Origin of the sequence: Actinomyces gerencseriae DSM 6844 (genome assembly GCF_000429265.1) — a bacterium.
Lineage (GTDB): Bacteria > Actinomycetota > Actinomycetes > Actinomycetales > Actinomycetaceae > Actinomyces > Actinomyces gerencseriae.
On sequence record NZ_AUBN01000006.1, the window covers coordinates 98180 to 117645 of the forward strand.

The 19466-nt window shown below is 69.8% G+C and carries 18 protein-coding genes; 6 read left to right on the forward strand and 12 right to left on the reverse strand.

Annotated elements, in window-relative coordinates:
* Positions 1-129: 129 nt before the first annotated feature.
* Together pta and G448_RS0102035 are read left to right on the forward strand one after the other, a co-directional pair.
* Positions 130-2184 carry a phosphate acetyltransferase gene (gene pta, locus G448_RS0102030; protein ID WP_026406620.1) on the forward strand — a complete coding sequence of 685 codons (2055 nt, stop codon included), beginning with the start codon at positions 130-132 and terminating at the stop codon, positions 2182-2184.
* A gap of 177 nt (positions 2185-2361) precedes the next feature.
* Positions 2362-3546 carry an acetate/propionate family kinase gene (locus tag G448_RS0102035; RefSeq protein ID WP_026406621.1) on the forward strand — a complete coding sequence of 395 codons (1185 nt, stop codon included), beginning with the start codon at positions 2362-2364 and terminating at the stop codon, positions 3544-3546.
* Positions 3547-3599: 53 nt separating this feature from the next.
* Here G448_RS0102035 and G448_RS14775 read toward each other — a convergent pair whose 3' ends face one another.
* Positions 3600-4118 carry a ribonuclease H family protein gene (locus G448_RS14775; protein ID WP_034494094.1) on the reverse strand — a complete coding sequence of 173 codons (519 nt, stop codon included), beginning with the start codon at positions 4116-4118 and terminating at the stop codon, positions 3600-3602.
* Between the two features lie 51 nt (positions 4119-4169).
* Positions 4170-4838 carry a MarC family protein gene (locus G448_RS0102045; RefSeq protein WP_034494095.1) on the reverse strand — a complete coding sequence of 223 codons (669 nt, stop codon included), beginning with the start codon at positions 4836-4838 and terminating at the stop codon, positions 4170-4172.
* A gap of 162 nt (positions 4839-5000) precedes the next feature.
* On the opposite strand from G448_RS0102045, the gene G448_RS0102050 reads away from it, so the two are divergent.
* Positions 5001-6746, forward strand: coding sequence for a sodium:solute symporter family protein (locus G448_RS0102050; protein ID WP_026406623.1), 1746 nt, complete (start codon positions 5001-5003; stop codon positions 6744-6746).
* A gap of 12 nt (positions 6747-6758) precedes the next feature.
* A complete protein-coding gene (locus tag G448_RS0102055; protein WP_026406624.1) occupies positions 6759-7040 on the forward strand; it encodes a hypothetical protein in 282 nt (93 codons plus the stop codon).
* Between the two features lie 166 nt (positions 7041-7206).
* Here the strand turns inward: G448_RS0102055 and G448_RS0102060 are convergent, their stop codons facing one another.
* The 7 genes from G448_RS0102060 to G448_RS0102090 all read right to left on the reverse strand — a co-directional run bounded on the left by G448_RS0102060 (position 7207) and on the right by G448_RS0102090 (position 14702).
* The gene (locus G448_RS0102060; RefSeq protein WP_026406625.1) at positions 7207-7473 is read right to left on the reverse strand and encodes an HPr family phosphocarrier protein; all 267 of its coding nucleotides are present in this window, start codon (positions 7471-7473) and stop codon (positions 7207-7209) included.
* 243 nt (positions 7474-7716) lie between these two features.
* Positions 7717-9105, reverse strand: a complete 1389-nt coding sequence (locus G448_RS0102070) for an ABC transporter substrate-binding protein (protein WP_245572144.1) — start codon at positions 9103-9105, stop codon at positions 7717-7719.
* Between the two features lie 11 nt (positions 9106-9116).
* Positions 9117-10079 carry a carbohydrate ABC transporter permease gene (locus G448_RS0102075; protein WP_026406627.1) on the reverse strand — a complete coding sequence of 321 codons (963 nt, stop codon included), beginning with the start codon at positions 10077-10079 and terminating at the stop codon, positions 9117-9119.
* 11 nt (positions 10080-10090) lie between these two features.
* The gene (locus tag G448_RS18645; protein ID WP_245572145.1) at positions 10091-10660 is read right to left on the reverse strand and encodes a carbohydrate ABC transporter permease; all 570 of its coding nucleotides are present in this window, start codon (positions 10658-10660) and stop codon (positions 10091-10093) included.
* Positions 10661-10669: 9 nt separating this feature from the next.
* Positions 10670-10990: a carbohydrate ABC transporter permease gene (locus G448_RS18650; protein ID WP_245572146.1), complete on the reverse strand. Its 321-nt coding sequence runs from the start codon at positions 10988-10990 to the stop codon at positions 10670-10672.
* 159 nt (positions 10991-11149) lie between these two features.
* The gene (locus tag G448_RS0102085) at positions 11150-13411 is read right to left on the reverse strand and encodes an alpha-galactosidase (protein ID WP_245572147.1); all 2262 of its coding nucleotides are present in this window, start codon (positions 13409-13411) and stop codon (positions 11150-11152) included.
* A gap of 166 nt (positions 13412-13577) precedes the next feature.
* Positions 13578-14702: a GuaB3 family IMP dehydrogenase-related protein gene (locus G448_RS0102090; protein WP_026406629.1), complete on the reverse strand. Its 1125-nt coding sequence runs from the start codon at positions 14700-14702 to the stop codon at positions 13578-13580.
* 223 nt (positions 14703-14925) lie between these two features.
* Here G448_RS0102090 and G448_RS14785 point away from each other — a divergent pair, with 223 nt between their 5' ends.
* On the forward strand, positions 14926-15717 hold the full coding sequence (locus G448_RS14785; protein WP_034494097.1) for an exonuclease domain-containing protein: 792 nt from the start codon (positions 14926-14928) through the stop codon (positions 15715-15717).
* A gap of 21 nt (positions 15718-15738) precedes the next feature.
* Here the strand turns inward: G448_RS14785 and guaB are convergent, their stop codons facing one another.
* Positions 15739-17295 (reverse strand): IMP dehydrogenase, encoded by a 1557-nt coding sequence (gene guaB / locus G448_RS0102100; RefSeq protein ID WP_245572148.1) that lies wholly within the window; start codon positions 17293-17295, stop codon positions 15739-15741.
* 233 nt (positions 17296-17528) lie between these two features.
* Between guaB and G448_RS0102105 the strand changes: the two genes are divergently transcribed.
* Positions 17529-17831 carry a WhiB family transcriptional regulator gene (locus G448_RS0102105; RefSeq protein WP_026406631.1) on the forward strand — a complete coding sequence of 101 codons (303 nt, stop codon included), beginning with the start codon at positions 17529-17531 and terminating at the stop codon, positions 17829-17831.
* Between the two features lie 274 nt (positions 17832-18105).
* Here the strand turns inward: G448_RS0102105 and groES are convergent, their stop codons facing one another.
* Both groES and G448_RS0102120 read right to left on the reverse strand, forming a co-directional pair.
* The gene (gene groES / locus G448_RS0102110; RefSeq protein ID WP_026406632.1) at positions 18106-18402 is read right to left on the reverse strand and encodes a co-chaperone GroES; all 297 of its coding nucleotides are present in this window, start codon (positions 18400-18402) and stop codon (positions 18106-18108) included.
* Positions 18403-18707: 305 nt separating this feature from the next.
* Positions 18708-19409 carry a SanA/YdcF family protein gene (locus G448_RS0102120; RefSeq protein WP_051268533.1) on the reverse strand — a complete coding sequence of 234 codons (702 nt, stop codon included), beginning with the start codon at positions 19407-19409 and terminating at the stop codon, positions 18708-18710.
* Positions 19410-19466 lie beyond the last annotated feature (57 nt).

Sequence of the window (19466 nt, forward strand, 5' to 3'; positions counted from 1 at the left end):
CACAGCCGCGCACGCGAGAGCAGCGGGCCTTTGGTCGCATGCACCCACCGCATGGGGGCACAATCGGGGGAGCACCGCCGGAGAATCCCGGCGACCCGCTCGACGTCGAGACGCGAAAAGGACCTACACGTGGCGCGCAGCATCTACATCGCCTCCCCCAGTGCCGGAACCGGCAAATCGACCGTGGCCCTGGGCCTGGTCGCCTCCTTGACCAAGGTGGTCGCCAAGGTCGGCGTCTTCCGCCCCTTCGTCGATTCGCGCGAGGCCGACCCCTTCCTGACCCTGCTCCTGGCGCGCTCCGGCTCGACCTCGCCCGCCGCGGACTGCATCGGCGTGACCTGGGACGAGTTCCACGCCGATCCCGAGGAGGCGCTATCCCGCATCGTCTCCTCGTATCGCGCGCTCGCCCGCAACCACGACGTGGTCATCATCGACGGATCGGACTTCACCGACGTCGCGGGCACCCCCGAGCTCGCCCTCAACGCGCGAGTCGCCGCGAACATCGGCGTCCCGGTCCTCCTGGTCGTCTCCGGTGAGGGGGCACCCGACGACGTGCGCTCCAGCATCGAGGTCTCGATCGCCGAGATCGCCGAGAACCACGCCCGAACGGTCGCGACCGTCGCCAACAAGTGCCCGGGCGCGACCCGCGATGCCGTCTCCGCCGCGATCGCCGGCATCGAGGGGCTCACGACGACGACCCTGCCCGAGATCCCTCTCCTGACCGCCCCGAGCGTGGGCGAGGTCCTGGAGGCCCTCGACGGCGAGCTCATCTCCGGAGACGCCGCGCTCCTGGAGCGCGAGGCCGAGTCCGTCCTCGTGGCCGCCATGGACGTCTCCCACGTCCTGGAACGCCTGACCGAGGGCCAGCTCGTCATCGTCCCCGCCGATCGCTCCGCCGCCCTGATCTCGCTCGCGGCCGCCCAGGCGTCCTCCTCCTTCCCCAGCATGTCCGGGCTCGTCCTCAACGGCGGGTTCTCGGTCGCACCGCACGCACTGCGGCTGATCGAGGGCCTCGGCATGCCCCTGCCGGTCTTCACCTCCCCGCTCGACACCTTCGCCGCCGCCTCCACGGCCGGCTCCCTCACCGGGGATCTGGCGAACGGATCGGAGCGCAAGGTCGACGTGGCCGTGACCGCCTTCGAGCAGGAGGCCGACGTCGAGGCCCTCCTGTCCGCCCTGGAGGTCGAGCCCAGCGACGTGGTCACGCCCATCATGTTCCAGGCCGAGCTGGTCGAGCGCGCCCGCGCCGACCGCAAGACGATCGTCCTGCCCGAGCCCGATGACGACCGGATCCTGCGCGCGGCCGACGCGATCCTGCGCCGCGGCATCTCCGACGTCGTCCTGCTCGGCGATGAGACGGCGGTGCAGACCCGCGCCGCCGAGCTGGGGCTGGACATCGCAGCGGCCCGCATCTCCTCCCCCGGCGATCCCGAGCTGCTGGAGACCTACGCCGCCGAGTTCGCGCGTCTGCGCGCCAAGAAGGGCGTCACCCTGGAGCAGGCCCGCGAGACGATCCAGGACGTCTCCTACTTCGGCACCATGATGGTCCACATGGGCGACGCCGACGGCATGGTCTCCGGCGCCGCCCACACCACGGCCCACACGATCGTGCCCTCCTTCCAGATCATCAAGACCAAGCCGGACACCTCGATCGTCTCCTCGGTCTTCCTCATGCTGCTGGAGGACCGGGTCCTGGTCTACGGCGACTGCGCCGTCAACCCCGACCCCTCCGCCGAGCAGCTCGCCGACATCGCCATCTCGAGCGCCGAGACCGCCAGGCGCTTCGGCGTGGACCCGCGCGTGGCCATGCTGTCCTTCTCCACCGGCACCTCCGGCAAGGGCGCGGACGTGGACAAGGTCCGTGAGGCCACCGAGACCGTGCGCGCCAAGGCCCCCGGGCTCGCCGTCGAGGGTCCCATCCAGTACGACGCGGCCATCGACCCGACCGTCGCCGCCAAGAAGGCCCCGGACTCGGCAGTGGCCGGGCGCGCCAACGTCTTCATCTTCCCCGACCTGTCGTCCGGCAACATCGGCTACAAGGCCGTCCAGCGCTCATCCGGCGCGATCGCCATCGGCCCGGTCCTCCAGGGCCTGAACAAGCCCGTCAACGACCTGTCGCGCGGCGCCCTGGTCGAGGACATCATCAACACCGTCGCCATCACCGCCGTCCAGGCGCAGGGCTGACCCGATCACGGCGCGGGCGCTCCCACGACATCTTCTCCGGGCCTCCCAAGGGCCTCCCACGAGCGCCGCGGGAGTCCCCCGGAGTGTCCGATTCCTTGCCCGCCCGAGCCGTTCATGCCCGTTCAGTACCACCACGCCCGCCCAGCGGGCCCTGCCACACAGTCAGAAAGGCCCACCGTGACCACCCGGACCGTCCTCGTCATCAACTCCGGCTCCTCCTCCATCAAGTACCAGCTGGTCGACCCCGACTCCGGGGAGTCGCTCGCCTCGGGCATCGTCGAACGCATCGGCGACACGACCGGCTCCATCGCCCACACGTACGCCGGCGGGAAGACGGAGATCACCGAACCGGTGCCGGACCACGGCTTCGGACTGGCCGAGGTCCTGCGCCTGTTCGAGGAGCAGGGCCCCAGCCTGGCGGAGGCCAACATCGTGGCCGTGGGGCATCGCGTGGTCCAGGGCGGCCACTACTTCTCCGGCCCCGCCCTCATCGACGACGACGTCGCGGCCCGGATCGAGGAGCTGGTGCCGCTCGGCCCGCTCCACAACCCCGCCCATCTCAAGGGCATCGAGGTGGGACGCGAGCTCCTGGCGGACGTGCCCCACGTGGCCGTCTTCGACACCGCCTTCTTCCAGAACCTCCCCGAGGAGGCCGCCCGCTACGGTCTGAACCGCAAGGTGGCCGACACCTACTCCATTCGCCGCTACGGCGCCCACGGCACCAGCCACCACTTCGTCTCCGGCGAGATCTCCAAGCGCCTGGGGCGCGACGATCTCAAGCAGATCGTCCTGCACCTGGGCAACGGCGCATCGGTCTCGGCCGTCGTGAGCGGCCGCGCCGTGGAGACCTCCATGGGGCTGACCCCGCTCGAGGGCCTGGTCATGGGCGGGCGCACCGGCGACATCGACCCGGCCGCCGTGTTCCATCTGGTGCGCGTGGCGGGCATGTCCATCGACGAGATCGACCACCTGTTCAACCGCGAGTCCGGGATGAAGGGCCTGACCGGCCAGCAGGACATGCGCGAGGTGTGGAAGCTCGTCGACGCCGGCGATCAGAATGCCCGCGACGCCATCGACGTCTACGTCCACCGCCTGCTGAAGTACGTGGGCGCCTACACGGCCGTCATGGGCGGCGTGGACGCCATCACCTTCACCGCCGGCATCGGCGAGAACGACGCGCGCCTGCGGGCCGAGCTGTGCCGACGCCTGGACTACCTCGGGGTGCGCATCAACGCCGAGGCCAATGCCGCGCGCTCCCCCGAGCCCGTGACGATCTCGACGCCCGAGTCCTCCGTGGTCATCACGGTCTTCCCCACCAACGAGGAGCTGGCGATCGCCCGCCAGGCGATCACGCTCATCTGAGTCCCTCTCGTGCCCGGGTGATCCTCCCGGTCCCGGAGGGAGCCCCGACGAGCTCAGAAGAGGGCCGGCGGCGGGGACTCCGCGCCCGAGCCCGACGGCGTCGCGCCCGGGCGGGTCCAGCCCGGGCCCGCGGGCACCGCCGTCCCCCGCTGGTGGGCGGTGGCCGCGGCGCGAGCACGGGAGTCGGCGGCCTCGTTCAGGGGATGACCGACGTGGCCGCGCACCCACTCGAAGCGCACCGCGCGCCCGGCCAGAGCGTCGTCGAGCGCCCTCATGAGGTCCTCGTTGAGGACCGGCCTGCCGTCGGCCTTGCGCCAGCCGCGCCGCTTCCAGCCCTTCCTCCACCTCGTCAGCGAGTTGATGACGTACTGGGAGTCGGCCTGGATGAGAAGATCCTCCTCCGTGAGCGCCGTCGCCCGCAGCAGCTCGAGCACGGCGGTGAGCTCGCCGCGGTTGTTGGTCGACTCCGGCCAGCCGCCCGCCGCCCAGCAGCCCTCGTCCACGTACCAGGCCCAGCCGGCGGGCCCGGGGTTCCCCAGGGCGGAGCCGTCCGCCGCAGCAATGATCGTCATGGGCGCACCCTACCGGGCAGGGGAGACGGCACGGGGGTGCGATGCGGCGCGTCAGCCCGCCAGGCCGGGCAGGAGGTCCTTCAGGCCGGCGGCCAGCATGCCGACAGCGATCGCGGCCAGAATCATGCCCATGAGACGAGTCATGATGGTGCGCAGCGTCATCGACATGTGATGGCCGATCGCACCGGAGAAGTGGAGCACGAGCCCCAGGATCGCCAGGACGACGGCCAGCGCGAGCGCCACCATGACCTTACCGGCCGCGCTCTCCCCCTGGGAGAACATGACGATAATGGTCGTGATCGTGCCGGGGCCGACGAGTATCGGGAAGGTCATGGGGTAGAAGGAGACGTCCGCGCCCCCGGCGCGCTCGGTCGCACGATCCCTCTCCGCCGAGGTGCCCTCGTGAGCACTCGCCCCGCGCCCGCTGAGCATGCCCAGCGCGATCATGAGCAGGACGAGCCCCCCGGCGACCCGGAAGTCGTCCACGGTGATATCGAAGAATCTCAGGAGCGTGCTGCCGGCCACCGCCACCACCGCGCACATGATCGCGCTGAGGACAACGGTGCGCCAAGCGGTCCGACGTTGCTGGGCGGCCTCCTGACCGGCCGTCAGGCCCAGGAACAGGGGAAGGTTGACGAAGGGATTCATGATGGCGAAGAAGGCGCCGAGCGCCTTGACGAGCAGAGCCGTGTCCGTGGGGAGGTCCATGAGCAACATCATGCCCCGCGCGCCCCGGTCGCGAGGATCGGGCGCGGACCCCGAATCGCATCGGGAAGAGGATCCTCAGATTCAGTGATGCGTTTCATGGCTCGGGAGTGAAGACGTAGAGTAGCCCCAGCCGGGCAACGGTTGCCCGGGCACGACCCGAACCCGAGGACTCCCATGACCTCCATCCCAGCCCTCCTCGCCGGCTCGGCGGGCTCCACGCTCATCGACGCCCGCTGGTACGACTACTTCCCGATCGTCGTCTACTTCGCCTTCGTCATCGGCGTCGGATTCATGGCCAGGCGCAAGGCCGCCTCCTCCGACGAGTTCCTCACCTCCGGGCGCTCGCTGCCCGCCTGGGTCACCGGCATCGCCTTCGTGTCGGCCAACCTGGGCGCCGTGGAGATCATGGGCATGTCCGCCAACGGGGCGCAGTACGGCCTGCCGACCTTCCACTACTTCTGGATCGGCGCGATCCCGGCCATGATATTCCTCGGCCTGGTCATGATGCCCTTCTACTACGGCTCGAAGGTCCGCTCGGTCCCGGAGTTCATGTTCCGCCGCTACGGGACCGCGGCCCACCTGATCAACGCCCTCTCCTTCGCCCTGGCGCAGCTGCTCATCGCGGGCGTCAACCTCTACCTGCTGGGCTCGATCGTCCAGAGGCTGCTGGGGTGGCCCCTGTGGGTGGCGCTCATCGTGGCCGCCATCATCGTGTTCTCCTACATCACCCTCGGCGGACTGTCCGCGGCGATCTACAACGAGGTCCTGCAGTTCTTCGTCATCGTCGCCGCCCTGCTGCCCCTGACTCTCGTCGGACTGCACCGGGTCGGGGGCTGGAGAGGCCTGACGAATTCGATCATCACCGATGCCACTGCGCACGGCGCGGGCGCCTACGCCGACCCCGACGCCCAGCTGCACTCCTGGCCCGGTGTGCTGCTGTCGGGCTTCAGCTCCTCGACGCTGTCGGTCGTCGGCATCGTCTTCGGCCTCGGCTTCGTCCTGTCCTTCGGCTACTGGACGACCAACTTCGTCGAGGTCCAGCGCGCCATGGCGGCCGATTCCATCTCCTCGGCGCGCTCGGCGCCCATCGTGGGCACATTCGCCAAGATGCTCGTGCCGTTCCTCGTCATCATCCCCGGCATGGTGGCGGCGGTGCTCGTCAATGAGATCCATGAGCTCAAGCTCGGCACGCTGGCCGGGGCCGAGTCCTCGATCGGGGACATCAAGTACAACGACGCCGTCCTGCTCCTCATGCGCGACGTCCTGCCCAACGGCCTGCTGGGCCTGGCGATCACCGGCCTGCTGGCCTCCTTCATGGCCGGTATGGCCGCCAATATCTCGGCCTTCAACACGGTCTTCACCGTCGACCTCTACCAGCGCTACATCAACAAGGACGCCGATGACGCCCGCTATCTGCGCATCGGGCACATCGCCACCGGCGCGGCGACGGTCATCGCGATCTTCACGGCGCTGATCGCCTCGACCTACTCCAATCTCATGGACTACCTCCAGCAGCTCTTCTCCATGTTCAACGCGCCCCTGTTCGCCACCTTCATCCTCGGCATGTTCTGGAAGCGCGCGACGAACCACGGCGGTTGGGCGGGCCTGACGGCCGGAACGCTCGCGGCGCTGGTCGTCAACATCCTCAACTGGGGCCACGTCGTCAGCTTCCCCGGGCAGGGGGCCGCCTTCCTCGCCGCGGGCATCGCCTTCACCGTCGATATCGTGGTGACGATCGCGGTCTCCCTCATGACGACGCCACGCCCGGACGCCCACCTCAAGGGCTTCGTCTACTCGCTGACGCCCGCATCCGAGCGACGCGATCCAGCGGCCGGCGAACTGGCCTGGTTCCGCCGTCCCGTACCGCTGGCGATCCTGTCCGGCGGCCTCGTCGTCCTGCTCAACCTCATCTTCCACTGATCGGAGCCCACCATGAAAGCACGTACTCGCTCCCTGGCGGACATCCGCGTCGTCATCGGTGCCGCCCTGGGCCTGATCGGCCTGTTCCTGCTCGTCTGCTCGGCCTTCCTCAACGGCCCCGACGAGATGGCCAAGACCGGGGACGTCAACGCCAACCTGTGGTCCGGCCTGGGCCTGGTCGTCATCGCCGCTCTCATGACCCTGTGGTGGGTGGTGAGCCCGGGCGGGGAGTCCGGCGACGAGGTCGCCGTCGCCCCCTCGGAGGACGAGGGCGAGCGGAGCAATTCGCACTGAGTCCTGCGGCGTCCTGGAGCGCGCTGCGGCGCCGTGGGGCGCCTCGGGGCCCCCGATCCGACGGCCGGCGCCGAGCCAGCAGCACCACCGGCATGGGAACGACCGCGCGGGAGGGGCGCCCACCATGGGTGGGCGCCCCTCCCGCATTCAGTTCGGTTGAGTCGGCTCAGGCGTCGAGGTCCGTCTCAAGCAGGGACTTGAGCTCGCCGAGCGCGGTCTCGGCGCCATCGGCGTCCGAGGCCAGGGTGACGACGTCACCGAAGCCGGCGCCGAGCGTCATGACGCCCAGGATGGAGGAGGCGTCGACGGGGGCTCCGCCCTCCTTGGCAATGGTGACGGGAACGCCCTTCTCGGCGACTGCCTTGACGAAGGTGGCGGCGGGACGAGCGTGGAGGCCGACCTTGGAGGCGATGGTGGCGGTGACCTGGGCCATGGAGTTGCTCCTAACGGGGATGGAACCGACGGCGATGGTGCGGCATCTGCGCCTCCGCGCCGATGCGGGAGACCAGCCGGCGGCTGATTGCGCCTTCACACTACCCGACTTCCGCGGCCCGTGGCGCTTGACCGAGGAACAATGACTCGCGAACGGCGGAGCAGCCCGTCATGAGGCTCCCCGCCCCGCGAGCGGGGCGGGGAGGACGAGGAGCCCGGCGCGGCGGGCCGAGGCGTCGGGGCGTCACTCGCGGGTCGAGGTCTCGAACAGGAGATTGATCTGCTCGTTGGCCCTGCTCAGCGCGGAGGCCGGAACCCGGTTGGAGTACACGTCCTCCATGGCGGGGGTCATGATCGCGGTGATATCCGCCCCGAAAAAGGACAGGGGGAAGAAGAACGTGCTTCTCCTCTCGACGTGCCCGGTGAAGGCCGAGGTCGACAGACCCGTCTCCTCGAGGACCTTGACGGCCTTATCAGTGGAGGAGGCCACGGCGGGGAAGACCACGCCGTAGGAGGCGACGATGTCCTGAGCCTCGGCGCTGCCCAGCCAGGTCACCCACGCGGCGGCGTTCTCGATGTTGTCGGACTGCTTGGCGACGGAGTCGGCCAGGCCGTTGAACATGGAGGCGCTCGTCCCATTCGGGCCGATCGGGGTGGGGGTGATGCCCACGCTGATATCCAGCTTGGCGAAGGCGTTGAGCTTCCAGTCGCCCTGGCAGGTCAGGGCGATCGACCCCGAGCCGAGCATGGCGTCCGTGCTCGTGGTCGACGAGAAGGCGCCGTAGGGGTTCATGTAGCCCTTGTCGACCAGGCCGAAGTACCAGTCGATGACCCTCTGGAAGTCCGGGTCGTCGTACCGGTAGCGGGTTCCCCAGGTGGTCGTGTCCATGTAGGACCAGTCGCCGACGGTGGCGGCGAAGGGGCTCCACTGGGTCTGGCCGTCCCCGGCGCCGCCGTCCTGGATGCCGATGCCGTAGACCGCGATGTGGTCCTTGTCGAAGCCGGGCTCGTCCCCGCGCACGCCGTTGACATCGACGGTGAGTCGGGCCAGCGCCCTCTCGAAGGTCCCGCCGTCCTCGGGGTTCCACTCCAGGGAGGCCATGTCCCTGTCGGTCAGACCGGCCTCGGCGACCATGTCCTTGTTGTAGAACATCGCCTCGGTGTCCCAGTCCTTGGGGCAGCCGTACTGATGACCGTCCTCGCCCTTCCACAGGTCGATGAGGCCCTCCTGGAAAGCGGACTCATCGACGCCGGCCCAGGCGGCCTGCTCCTCCAGGGGCACCAGGACATCCAGATCGACGAACTGGGCGAACTTGGAGACGTGGTCGGCGAAGGCGTCGGGTCCGACGCCGGCGATGAATCCGGCGGTCAGCTTGGTCCAGTAGTCGTCCCAGGCGATCTGGGTGATGTTGACGTGAATGCCGGTGGCCTCCTCGAAGGCGTTCGCGCAAGCCTGGTACGCCGGCAGCTGGTCGGCGTCCCACAGCCAGTACTCCACGGCCCTGGAGGTCTGCGACGGCGCGGTCGTGCTGGAGGAGCACGCGGCCAGCGCGGCGCCGGCGGCGCCGATGCCCAGCGCCGCCAGGGCGCCGCGGCGGCTCATGGGGGTCTGTCGGAGAAGGTGCTTGTTCATCATCGTGAGCCTCACTTGATCCCGGTGAAACCGATGGAGTTGACGATGCGCTTGGCCGAGACCATGAAGAGCAGGAGCATGGGCAGGGCGGCGACGAGGGTGGCGGCCATGAGCCCGGACCAGTCGGGGCCGGACGACGGCGTCTGGGACTTGAAGACCGCCAGGGCCACGGTGAGCACCCGTGAGGAGTCCGTGTAGGAGACCATGAGCGGCCAGAAGTAGTCGTTCCAGGCGGTGATGTAGGTCAGGATCGCCAGGGTGGTGACCGGGGCCTTGGCCATGGGCAGGATGAGCTGGAAGAAGACGCGCGCCTTGCTGGCCCCGTCCAGCAGAGCGGCCTCCTCGAGTTCGCGCGGGATGTTCATGAAGAACTGGCGCAGGAAGAAGACCGCGAAGGGCGTCATGAGCATGGTCGGCAGGGCGACGCCCATCAGGTTGTCCACCAGGCCCAGCTGCTTGACCAGGACGAAGTTGGGCAGCAGGGTGAAGATGCTCGGCACCATGAGGGAGCCCAGGAAGACTCCGAAGACGGCGTCCCGTCCCCGCCAGCGCAGGCGGGAGAAGGAGTAGGCGGCCATGGCGCAGAAGAAGACCTGGCCGGCCGTGACCAGGGTGGCCACGATGATGGAGTTGCGCAAGTAGAGCCAGAAGCTCATGGCGGCCCCGGCGCCGCCGTCGGCGATACTGTCCTCGACGGACTGCAGCCCGAAGACGCGCTCGAAGCCGCGCAGGTTGACGTCCACGGGCAGGAGGGAGGCCGGGTGATCGGACAGTCCCGCGTTGGAGGACAGTGCGGTGCGAAGCACCCAGTAGAAGGGCAGGAGGGTCACCAGGATGATGAGGATCATGGCGGTCCAGGCCAGGATCCTGCCCACGGTGGGACGGCGTCCGGGCCGCTGGGAACCGGAGGCCGGCGCGGCAGCAGCTGTCGCAGTCGTCGTCGAGGTCGTGGCGGTTGCGCTCGTCGTGCTCATGGTGATTCTCCTCAGTCCAGATCCGTCTCGCCGGCCCGCATGAGCCGGTACTGCACAGCGGTGATGGCCGCCAGGATGATGAGCAGTCCCACGGCGATGGCCGAGGCGTAGCCGAACTGGAAGCGGCCGAATGCCAGGTCGTAGATGTAGTACTGGAGCACCCGGGTGGCGTTGACGGGACCGCCCTGAGTGGTCACCGAGACGGTGTCGAAGACCTGGAAGGAGCCGATCATCGTCATGATGAGGACCAGCGCGAGGATCGGGCGCAGCAGGGGGATGGTGATCCGCCAGAACATGGTCCACTCGCTGGCGCCGTCGATCTTGCCGGCCTCGTAGACCGTGTTCGGAATGGCCTGGAGCCCGGCGAAGATGAGCAGGGCGGTGTAGCCCATGTGCCGCCACACGTTGATGAGCGCGATGGTGGGGATCGCCAGGGTCGAGGAGAAGAAGTTGACCGACTCGCCGGTGAGGGCCTCGATCACCTGGTTGGACACCCCGAGGGTGGCGTCCAGGAGCCACAGCCACAGCATGGCGACGACCACGTTCGATACCAGGTAGGGGGTCAGCACGATCGAGCGCACGAAGGTGGACTAGGTGAGCCTCTGCATGAGGACCGCGATGGCCAGGGCGAGAAGCGTCTGCAGCCCGATATTGATGACGACGTACTCCAGAGTCACTCGGACGGCGTTCCAGAAGGTGTCGTCCCGGACCATGCGCTTGTAGTTGTCGATGCCGGTGAAGGTCTCGGGGGTGAGCAGGTTGTACTCGGTGAAGGACAGGTAGATGCCGCGTACGAGCGGCCAGATGTAGAAGGCGACGAGGCCGATCGTCGCGGGCAGGATGAAGGCCGGGCCGAGTATCCGGTCGTCCTTCGGTCGCCGGCGTGGAGCCGCCGGAGTGAATGCGGACATCTGTGGTGTGTCTCCTTCGTCATTGATGGAGGTGCGGGTGGATGGGTCGGCAGGAGCGCCGGAGGGGTGTTCGAGAGGAGCGCCGAGCCGGGACGGGCGACGCGAGGGCGAGGAGCGGGGCGGGAGCCGCTGCGGACGGCTCGATGCCATCGGGGCGGATCAGGCCGTGCCGACCGCGGTGACGCGCACGAGCAGCAGGTGGTCGGGATGGATGACCGGCAGGCTGAGCCCGGTGGTCGTCAGGTACGAGCCGGGCAGGGTGATGCCCTCGGGCCGGATCCAGTCGGCCGAGTACCGGAGGCCCTCGTAGGCGGGAACCGCGAGACGCACGCGATAGGTGCGCTCGGGGTCCAGGCCGGGCAGCGGTCGGGGCGCCCCGGGCCAGGTCGTGGCCTGGGCGAGGGCCGTGAGCTGGTAGAGCGAGTCTCCCCGATCGGGGGCGACGACGCCCTGGATGCGCACGGCGTCGTCCTCGTCGACATCGGCGTGCACGACCTCGCCGGTGTGCAGCAGGGAGCGCAGCTCCTTGTGGAGGGCGATGAGGGCGGCCAGGGCGCTCTTGTCCTCCTCGGTGGCCGACAGCAGGTCCCACTCGACTCCCATGTGGCCCCACAGAGCCTGACCCGCGCGGAAGGACAGGCCGAGGTTGCGCAGGGTCGTGTGATCGCGGCCGGAGCCGACGTGGGTGCCGACCAGCTCGGGCGGCAGCAGCATCATGGTGGCGCGGTTGATGTCCGCACGGTCGTGGGCGTCGTTGCAGTCCGAGGTCCACACGCGCTGGACCCGTTCCATGATCCCCAGGTCGATGCGCCCGCCGCCGCCGCAGCACGACTCGATCTCCAGATCCGGGAATCGCTCGTGCAGGGCGTCCAGGAGCCGGTAGAGGGCGAGGGTCTGATCGTGGACGGCCGGCGCCCCGTAGCGCGTGCCCGCCTCGGGGCTGACCGCCATATGCCCGGCGGCCAGGACCGTGGAGTTGTGGTCCCACTTGATGTAGGCGATGTCCAGAGCCTCGACGAGGGCGGCGACGGAGCCGTACAGGTAGTCCCACGCTCCCGGCGCTGTGAGGTCGAGGACCCTCTGACCCCGGTGCTCGACCGCCCCACCGGCGCCGTCGGACAGGATCCAGTCGGGGTGGGCGCGGGCGAGCTCGGAGTCGCGGTTGATCATCTCCGGCTCGAACCACAGGCCCAGCTCCATGCCCAGGCCGCGCACGTGCTCGGCCAGCGGTTCCAGGCCGGCGGGCCAGGCCTCGGGCGAGACCCACCAGTCGCCCAGACCCGAGGTGTCGTCGCGCCGGGAGCCGAACCAGCCGTCGTCGATGACGAAGCGCTCGACGCCGATCCCGGCGGCCTCGTCGGCCAGCGTCGCGAGGGTGCCCGGGTCGTGGTTGAAGTAGACGGCCTCCCACACGTTGAGCAGCACCGGCCGTGGCCTCGAGGGGTGGGAGGGCAGGGCGCGCAGATGCGCGTGGGAGCGGGAGGCCAGGGCGTCCAGGCCCTCCCCCCAGGAGCCGACGAGCCACGGCGTGGTGTAGGACCGGCCGGGCGTCAGGACCACCTCGCCGGGGTGGAGAGCCTCGCCCGCGCCCAGGAGCCGATAGCCCTGGGGCGGGTGAGCGGCCAAGGCACGGGTGTTGCCGGACCATGCCGGGTGCACGCCGTGGACACGACCGCGGCGCCAGCCGAAACCGGGGGTTCCCGCGATGAGCCAGGTGGCGGCGTCGTGCCCCGGACGCCCCTCCCAGGCCTCGCGCACCCTGGCGCCCGGGGCGAAGGGAGTGCGCACGAGACGGCGCTCGAAGCCGTGGTGGCCGGTCATGTCGAGCAGTTCGGTGGCCTCGGAGGGCACCGGCAGCAGCGGAGTGACCTCGTCCACCTCCAGCGGAGACGCACCGGCCCCGGCGGCATCGGTCACTCGTGCGCGCAGCCTCACCAGCCCGCTGGGCTCCAGGCGGATCTCGGTGAGAACCTCGATGCCGTGGACGGCGTCGGTGCCGCGCGAGACGACGACATCGGCCTCACCGCCCGGGCCCGTCTCCGCGGTCACCTCATGGAAGACCTCGCTGATGTGGGCGGAGAAGGCTGAGCCGTCCTGGCGGTGGACCAGGAGCGCGGGGCGGGCGGACCAGCCCAGGTGGGGCAGGGGCAGGACCGGCAGGTCGGGAGTGGTCCACGTCCGGTTCGCACCGGTCGTCATCCTCTGAGCGGCCCTCAGATCGCTCAGGACGGCGTCGCCGAGACTGTCGAGATCGCCGAGGTCGCAGCCCCAGTGGCGCACCACCGGGAAGCGATCGGCCATGAGGTCGAGGACCAGGGAGGTGCCGCCCCGACGCAGATGGCGGAGCGGAGCCGTCATCGTACCGGCCGCGGCGGCGGCAGTGTCGGTGACGGTAGCAGGGGCGGTGTGCGAGTCGGTCATGGAGCTCCTCCGTGAGCATCGGTCGCGTCCGGATCGGGGCGTCCCGGACGTGTCGCCGCGGGCCGCCGCAGTGCTCGCAGCGACCCGCGGCGGTGGGCTCGGAAGGAATCCTACACTATTTTTTATAGCAAAAAAAGGTCGCCCGACTCGCTCCTCGGCCCGGACCTCAACTCGGGTCGTAGGGGGCCAGGACGACCTGGACCCTCTGGAGCTCCTTGACGTCGCCGTACCCGGTGGTGGCCAGGGTGCGGCGCAGCGCCCCCATCATGTTGAGAGTGCCGTCGGCGCGGTCGGAGGGGCCGTTGAGGATCTCGTCCATGGTGCCGACGGTGCCGACGAAGCTGCGATAACCGCGCGGCAGGCGCTCGTGGCGGGCCTCGGCGCCCCAGTGATAGCCCTCTCCGGGGGCCTCGGCCGCGCGGGCGAGAGCGGCGCCGAGCATGACGGCGTCGGCCCCGCAGGCGATCGCCTTGACGACATCGCCGGAGTTGCCCACCGAGCCGTCGGCGATGACGTGGACGTAGCGGCCGCCGGACTCGTCGAGGTAGTCGCGCCGGGCGGCGGCGACGTCGGCGACGGCGGTGGCCATGGGCATGTGCAGGCCCAGTACCTGCCGCACGGAGGAGGAGGCGCCCCCGCCCTGGCCGACGAGCACGCCGGCGGCACCGGTGCGCATGAGGTGGAGGGCGGCGGTGTAGGTGGTGGCCCCGCCGACGACGACGGGCACGTCGAGCTCGTAGATGAAGCGCCTGAGATCGAGGGGCTCGGAATTGCCCGAGACGTGCTCGGCGGAGACCACCGAGCCGCGGATGACGAGCAGGTCGACGCCGGCCTCCACGGCGGTGCGCCAGTGCCTCCGGGTCTGGGCGGGGCTGAGCCGTCCGGCGACGACGACGCCCGCCTGACCGATCCGGGCCAGGCGGGCGGCGATGAGCTCGGGGCGCACCGGGGCCCGGTAGACCTCCTGGAGGACGCGAGTGGCGTCCTCGGGAGCGGCGGCGCGGATGCGCTCCAGGGCCTCCGCGGGGTCCTCGTAGCGGGTCCACAGGCCCTCCAGGTCGAGCACGCCGATGCCGCCGAGTCGGCCGACGAGGATCGCCGTGTCGGGGCTCATCACCGAGTCCATGGGCGACGCCATGACGGGCAGATCGACGTGGTAGGCGTCGAGCTGCCAGCCCACGCGGACGTCGCGGACGTCCCGAGTGCGGCGAGCGGGGACGAGCGCGATGTCGTCGAAGGAGTAGGCGCGACGCGCCCGCTTGGAACGCCCGATCTCGATCTCTGAGGTCATGGCCCGATCGTAGTGCGCCCGGCGCAGCGCCGAGGAGGCGCCGGGCACGGGCATGATCGCGATACGGCCACCGGAGCGCCCCCGGCCCTGCGGAGCCGTGCCGACCGGCACGCGCGCACGAGGACCGCCGCGACGGAGACCGCCCGAACCGTCAACCGCCACCGGGGCGCCGGCGTCCCACCGGATCCGGATACGTGTCGGGGGGCGGTGGCACACTCGGGTCATGAGCTCCTCCGCATCACCTCATCCGGCGGCGCAGTCCCGGGCGCCCCTTCCGCACATCCCCTCGTCGTCGTGGGTCCGGGGCCCTCTGCTCGGCTTCGACACCGAGACCACGGGCGTGAACCCTCGCAGCGACCGGCTCGTGACCGCGGCCCTCGTGACGCGCGGACCGCTCGCCGCCGACGGCACGCGCTCGCAGCAGGTGCGGACCTGGCTGGCCGACCCCGGGGTGAGGATTCCCGCCGGTGCGGCAGCGGTGCACGGCATCACCACCGAGCGCGCCCGCGCAGAGGGGCGGCCGGCGGACGATGTGCTCGATGCGGTGGCGACCGCGTTGGCCACCGCCATGGGTGCGGGCACGCCGGTCGTGGTGTTCAACGGCTCCTTCGACCTCGCCCTCGTGGAGACCGAGCTGGCTCGGCACGCCCTGCCCACTGTGCGCGAGCGCCTGGGCCGCGATCTGGGCCCCGTGCTCGACCCGCTCGTGCTGGACCGCCGGGTCGACCGCTACCGCAGGGGCAAGCGCCGCCTGGGGGACCTGTGCGAGGTCTACGGCGTGAGCGCGGCGGAGTCCCTGCACACGGCCGAGGTGGACGTCATCGCGACCCTGGATGTCCTGGAGGCCATGGTGCAGGCCTACCCCGAATTGGCCAGGTTGAGCCGCGACGAGCTCATCCCCTACCAGGCCGACGCCCACCGCCAGTGGGCCGAGTCCTTCAACGCGTGGCTGGCGAGGAAGAACCCCGAGCGCCCGGGAGCCGAGCTCGGCTGGCCCCTGCCCATCGGCGTGTGAGCGAGTCGGGATCCCCCGCGCTCATTCCCGCCCGGCGTAGTTGGGCGCCTCGACGGTCATCCTGACGTCGTGGGGATGGGACTCCTTGAGTCCCGCGCTCGTGATGCGCACGAACCGGCCCCGCTCCTTGAGCGCGTCGATCGTGCGGGCGCCCACGTAGAACATCGATTGGTGAAGGCCTCCCACCAGTTGGTAGACCACAGCCGCCAACGACCCCGAGTAGGGGACCTGTCCCTCGATGCCCTCGGGCACGATCTTGTCGTCACCGGTGACGTCGGCCTGGAAGTATCGATCCTTGGAGTAGGACGTGCGGCCGCGCGAGCTCATGGCGCCCAGCGACCCCATGCCGCGGTAGCGCTTCCACTGCTTGCCGTTGACGAAGACCAGATCTCCCGGGGACTCGGTGCAGCCCGCCAGCAGGGAGCCGAGCATAACGGTGTCGGCGCCCGCGACCAGCGCCTTGGCGATATCGCCGGAGTACTGCAGGCCGCCGTCGGCGATGAGCGGCACGTCCGCCGGCGTGCAGGCCCGAGCCGCCTCGTGGACGGCCGTGATCTGCGGGACGCCGACGCCCGCCACCACCCTGGTGGTGCAGATCGACCCCGGGCCCACGCCCACCTTGACGGCATCGACGCCCGCATCGATGAGGGCCTGAGCCCCCTCACGGGTGGCGACGTTGCCGCCGATGATCTGCACACTCGCGAAGGCGGGGTCCCGTTTGAGCCGAGCGATCATCTCCAGGGCGAGCCGAGCCCCGCCGTTGGCCGTGTCGACCACGATGACATCGACGCCGGCCTCGGCGAGCGCCCCGGCCCGATCCCAGGTGTCGCCCCAGTAGCCGACCGCCGCCCCCACGACGAGCCGCCCCTCCTCGTCCTTGGTCGCCAGGGGGTACTGCTCGGTCTTGACGAAGTCCTTGACGGTGATCAGACCCGTGAGGCGACCGGCGTCGTCGATGAGGGGGAGCTTCTCGATGCGATGCTCGGCCAGCAGCGCCTTGGCGTCCTCGCGCGAGATGCCGGTGGATCCGGTGATGAGGCTCCTCCGCGGCGTCATGCACTCGCGCACGGTCAGCGCGCTCCACTTCTCGGGCGGCACGAAGCGCAGGTCGCGGTTGGTGATGATGCCCAGCAGGTTGCCGTCGGAGTCGACGACGGGCAGGCCCGAGACCTTGTAGCGACCGCACAGCTCGTCGAGCTGGGAGATGGTGGCGTCCGGGCCCACCGTGACCGGGTCGGAGACCATGCCCGACTCGGAGCGCTTGACGAGCCGCACCTGCTGGGCCTGCTCCTCGATGGACAGATTGCGATGGAGGACGCCCATTCCGCCCTGACGGGCCATGGCGATCGCCATTCCGGACTCGGTAACGGTGTCCATCGCCGCACTCAGCAGGGGTGTGGCCAGTGAGATGCTCGCGGTCAGGCGCGAGGTCGTATCGACCTCGGACGGGATGACATCGGTGAGCCCGGGCAGCAGGAGAACATCGTCGTAAGTCAGTCCGGTGGGGGCAAACAGGTCGGGGCTGATGATCGAGTCGCTCACGCCACGAATGGTAGGGGCGCGCGGACATGAACGCATCTTGCAGCGTTGTTGCAGATAGATGAAAGCGCTCGACTGTGCCCATCGTGCGTCAGAGTCGACCTTATCGTGCGGAGACACCATCGGGGCCGTCTTGCAGGCAGAGATCGCTCGTATCCTACGAAAAAATGCCTCGCTCAGGTGCTTGATCTCACCACCACGATGTACCTAATGTTGTAGCGGACACAACGTGTCCGAGCGCTATTCGTGCACTCGCACGAGGAAGGGGCGTGATGGCAGGAAATGCTCGCCTCCCCAAACCCATCACGACGCTGTGGGAGTGGCAGTACCAGGGCGCCTGCATCGGTATGGACTCCATGCGGTTCTTCCATCCCGAGGGCGAGCGCGGCAGTTCGCGCCGAAAGCGCGACGATGACGCCAAGGCCGTGTGCCGCACCTGCCCCGTCATCATCGACTGCCGCAACCACGCCCTGGCCACTCATGAGCCCTACGGCGTCTGGGGCGGGATGACCGAGGAGGAGCGCCGCGCCTGGATCGACCGGGAGGAGAACGGACGCGGCACTCCAGTCGCCTGAGGCCTCGGAGCACGCACGGCCCCTCGCGCAGCACGGTCTCCCCTTCGCCCGCCGGGCGCCATCGCCTCTGGACGACGAAGGTCGGCCGTGTTCCGTCGTGGCTCCATCGTGCCTTCAAGGGCCATCGAGGCAATCATCAGGAGGCTCCCGGCCACCCGGTATCCGGGCGGCCGGGAGCCGAGACGAAGGGGCGGTGCCGCCTGCCGGCGGCACCGCCCCTTGTCCTGCTAGCGGGAGCGATCGGATCGCACGCGAGTACGATCCGGATCCCGGCTCACTTGGCGACGACGGCGAGGACGTCGCGCGCGGAGAGAATGAGGTAGTCCTCGCCCGCGTACGTGACCTCGGTGCCGCCGTACTTGGAGTAGATGACGAGGTCGCCCTCGGCGACATCGACCGGGACGCGCTTACCGGAGTCGTCGATGCGGCCGGGGCCCACGGCCACGACCTTGCCCTCCTGCGGCTTCTCCTTGGCGGTGTCCGGAATGACCAGGCCCGATGCGGTGGTCTGCTCGGCCTCGACCGTCTGCACGACGATCCGGTCCTCGAGCGGCTTGATGGAGACCGACATGTCGTCCTCCCCTTCTTCGCTTCTTTGGTATGCGGATGGTGTCTGAATCCGCGTCCTGGCGGTGCCGGTCCGCCGTCGCGGGGGTCGGCCCGTCAGCGCCGGGGCGCGTGCCGCGGGGCGGATGCGCTCCGCGTCTGACGAGGAATGTACGCGCGCGATTAGCACTCAGTCAACGCGAGTGCCAGGGAGGTCGGCGGGGTTCGCCCTGGGCGTTCAGGAGGACGTGCGGCGGGGGACGGCGGCGGCCGCACGGCGCTGGCCGCCGCCGTCCGGCCACCGACCGATAACGATGATCTCGCGGACGGTCACTCGCGGTGCGCCCGCGTCCACGCCAGGGCGTCGTCCACGGTCGTCTCCCGCCCGCCCAGAACAGGGTCGCGTCTGGTGACCACGTCCCAGGCCGCCTTGATGGCGGCCGGGCGCTCGCGCAGCCAGCTCATCCTCCACGTCCCGCGGTCGGCCGCGGCCTGGGTATCGCCCACACCACGAGCATCCAGACCCGCGGAGCGGCACACCGCCACCGCCCGGCTGACGTGGAAGTCCTGGGAGACCAGGAGCGCCTGGTCGACCCCGAAGATCCTGCGGGCGCGCACACAGGTGTCGTAGGTATCGAACCCGGCGTAGTCCAGTGCGATCGCCTCGGAGGGGACGCCCAGGCCCACCAGGTAGTCGCGCATGGCGGTGGGCTCGTCGTAGTCGACCCGACTGTTGTCCCCCGAGACCAGAATGGCGTCCACCCGCCCCGACTCGTACAGACCGGCGGCGGTCTCGAGTCTGTACTTCAGCCACGGCGAGGGCTCCCCCGGAGCCCAGACCGATGCGCCCAGGACGATGGCGACCGGCGCCTCCGCCGTGTCGCCGTCCTCGCCGTAGTCGCTCACCCGGCCCGCGCTCGCCGCCAGGATCCACGCATTGGGCAGCACGAGGACGATGACGGCCAGGGCCGCGACCGCCCATGCCACTCGGATCAACCAGACCCGGCGCGCACGTCGTGCACCTGCGCTCATGAGGACCTCCTTCTCTCAGCGCCGTCGCTCTCAGCGCCACCGCGGATCGGCCGACCC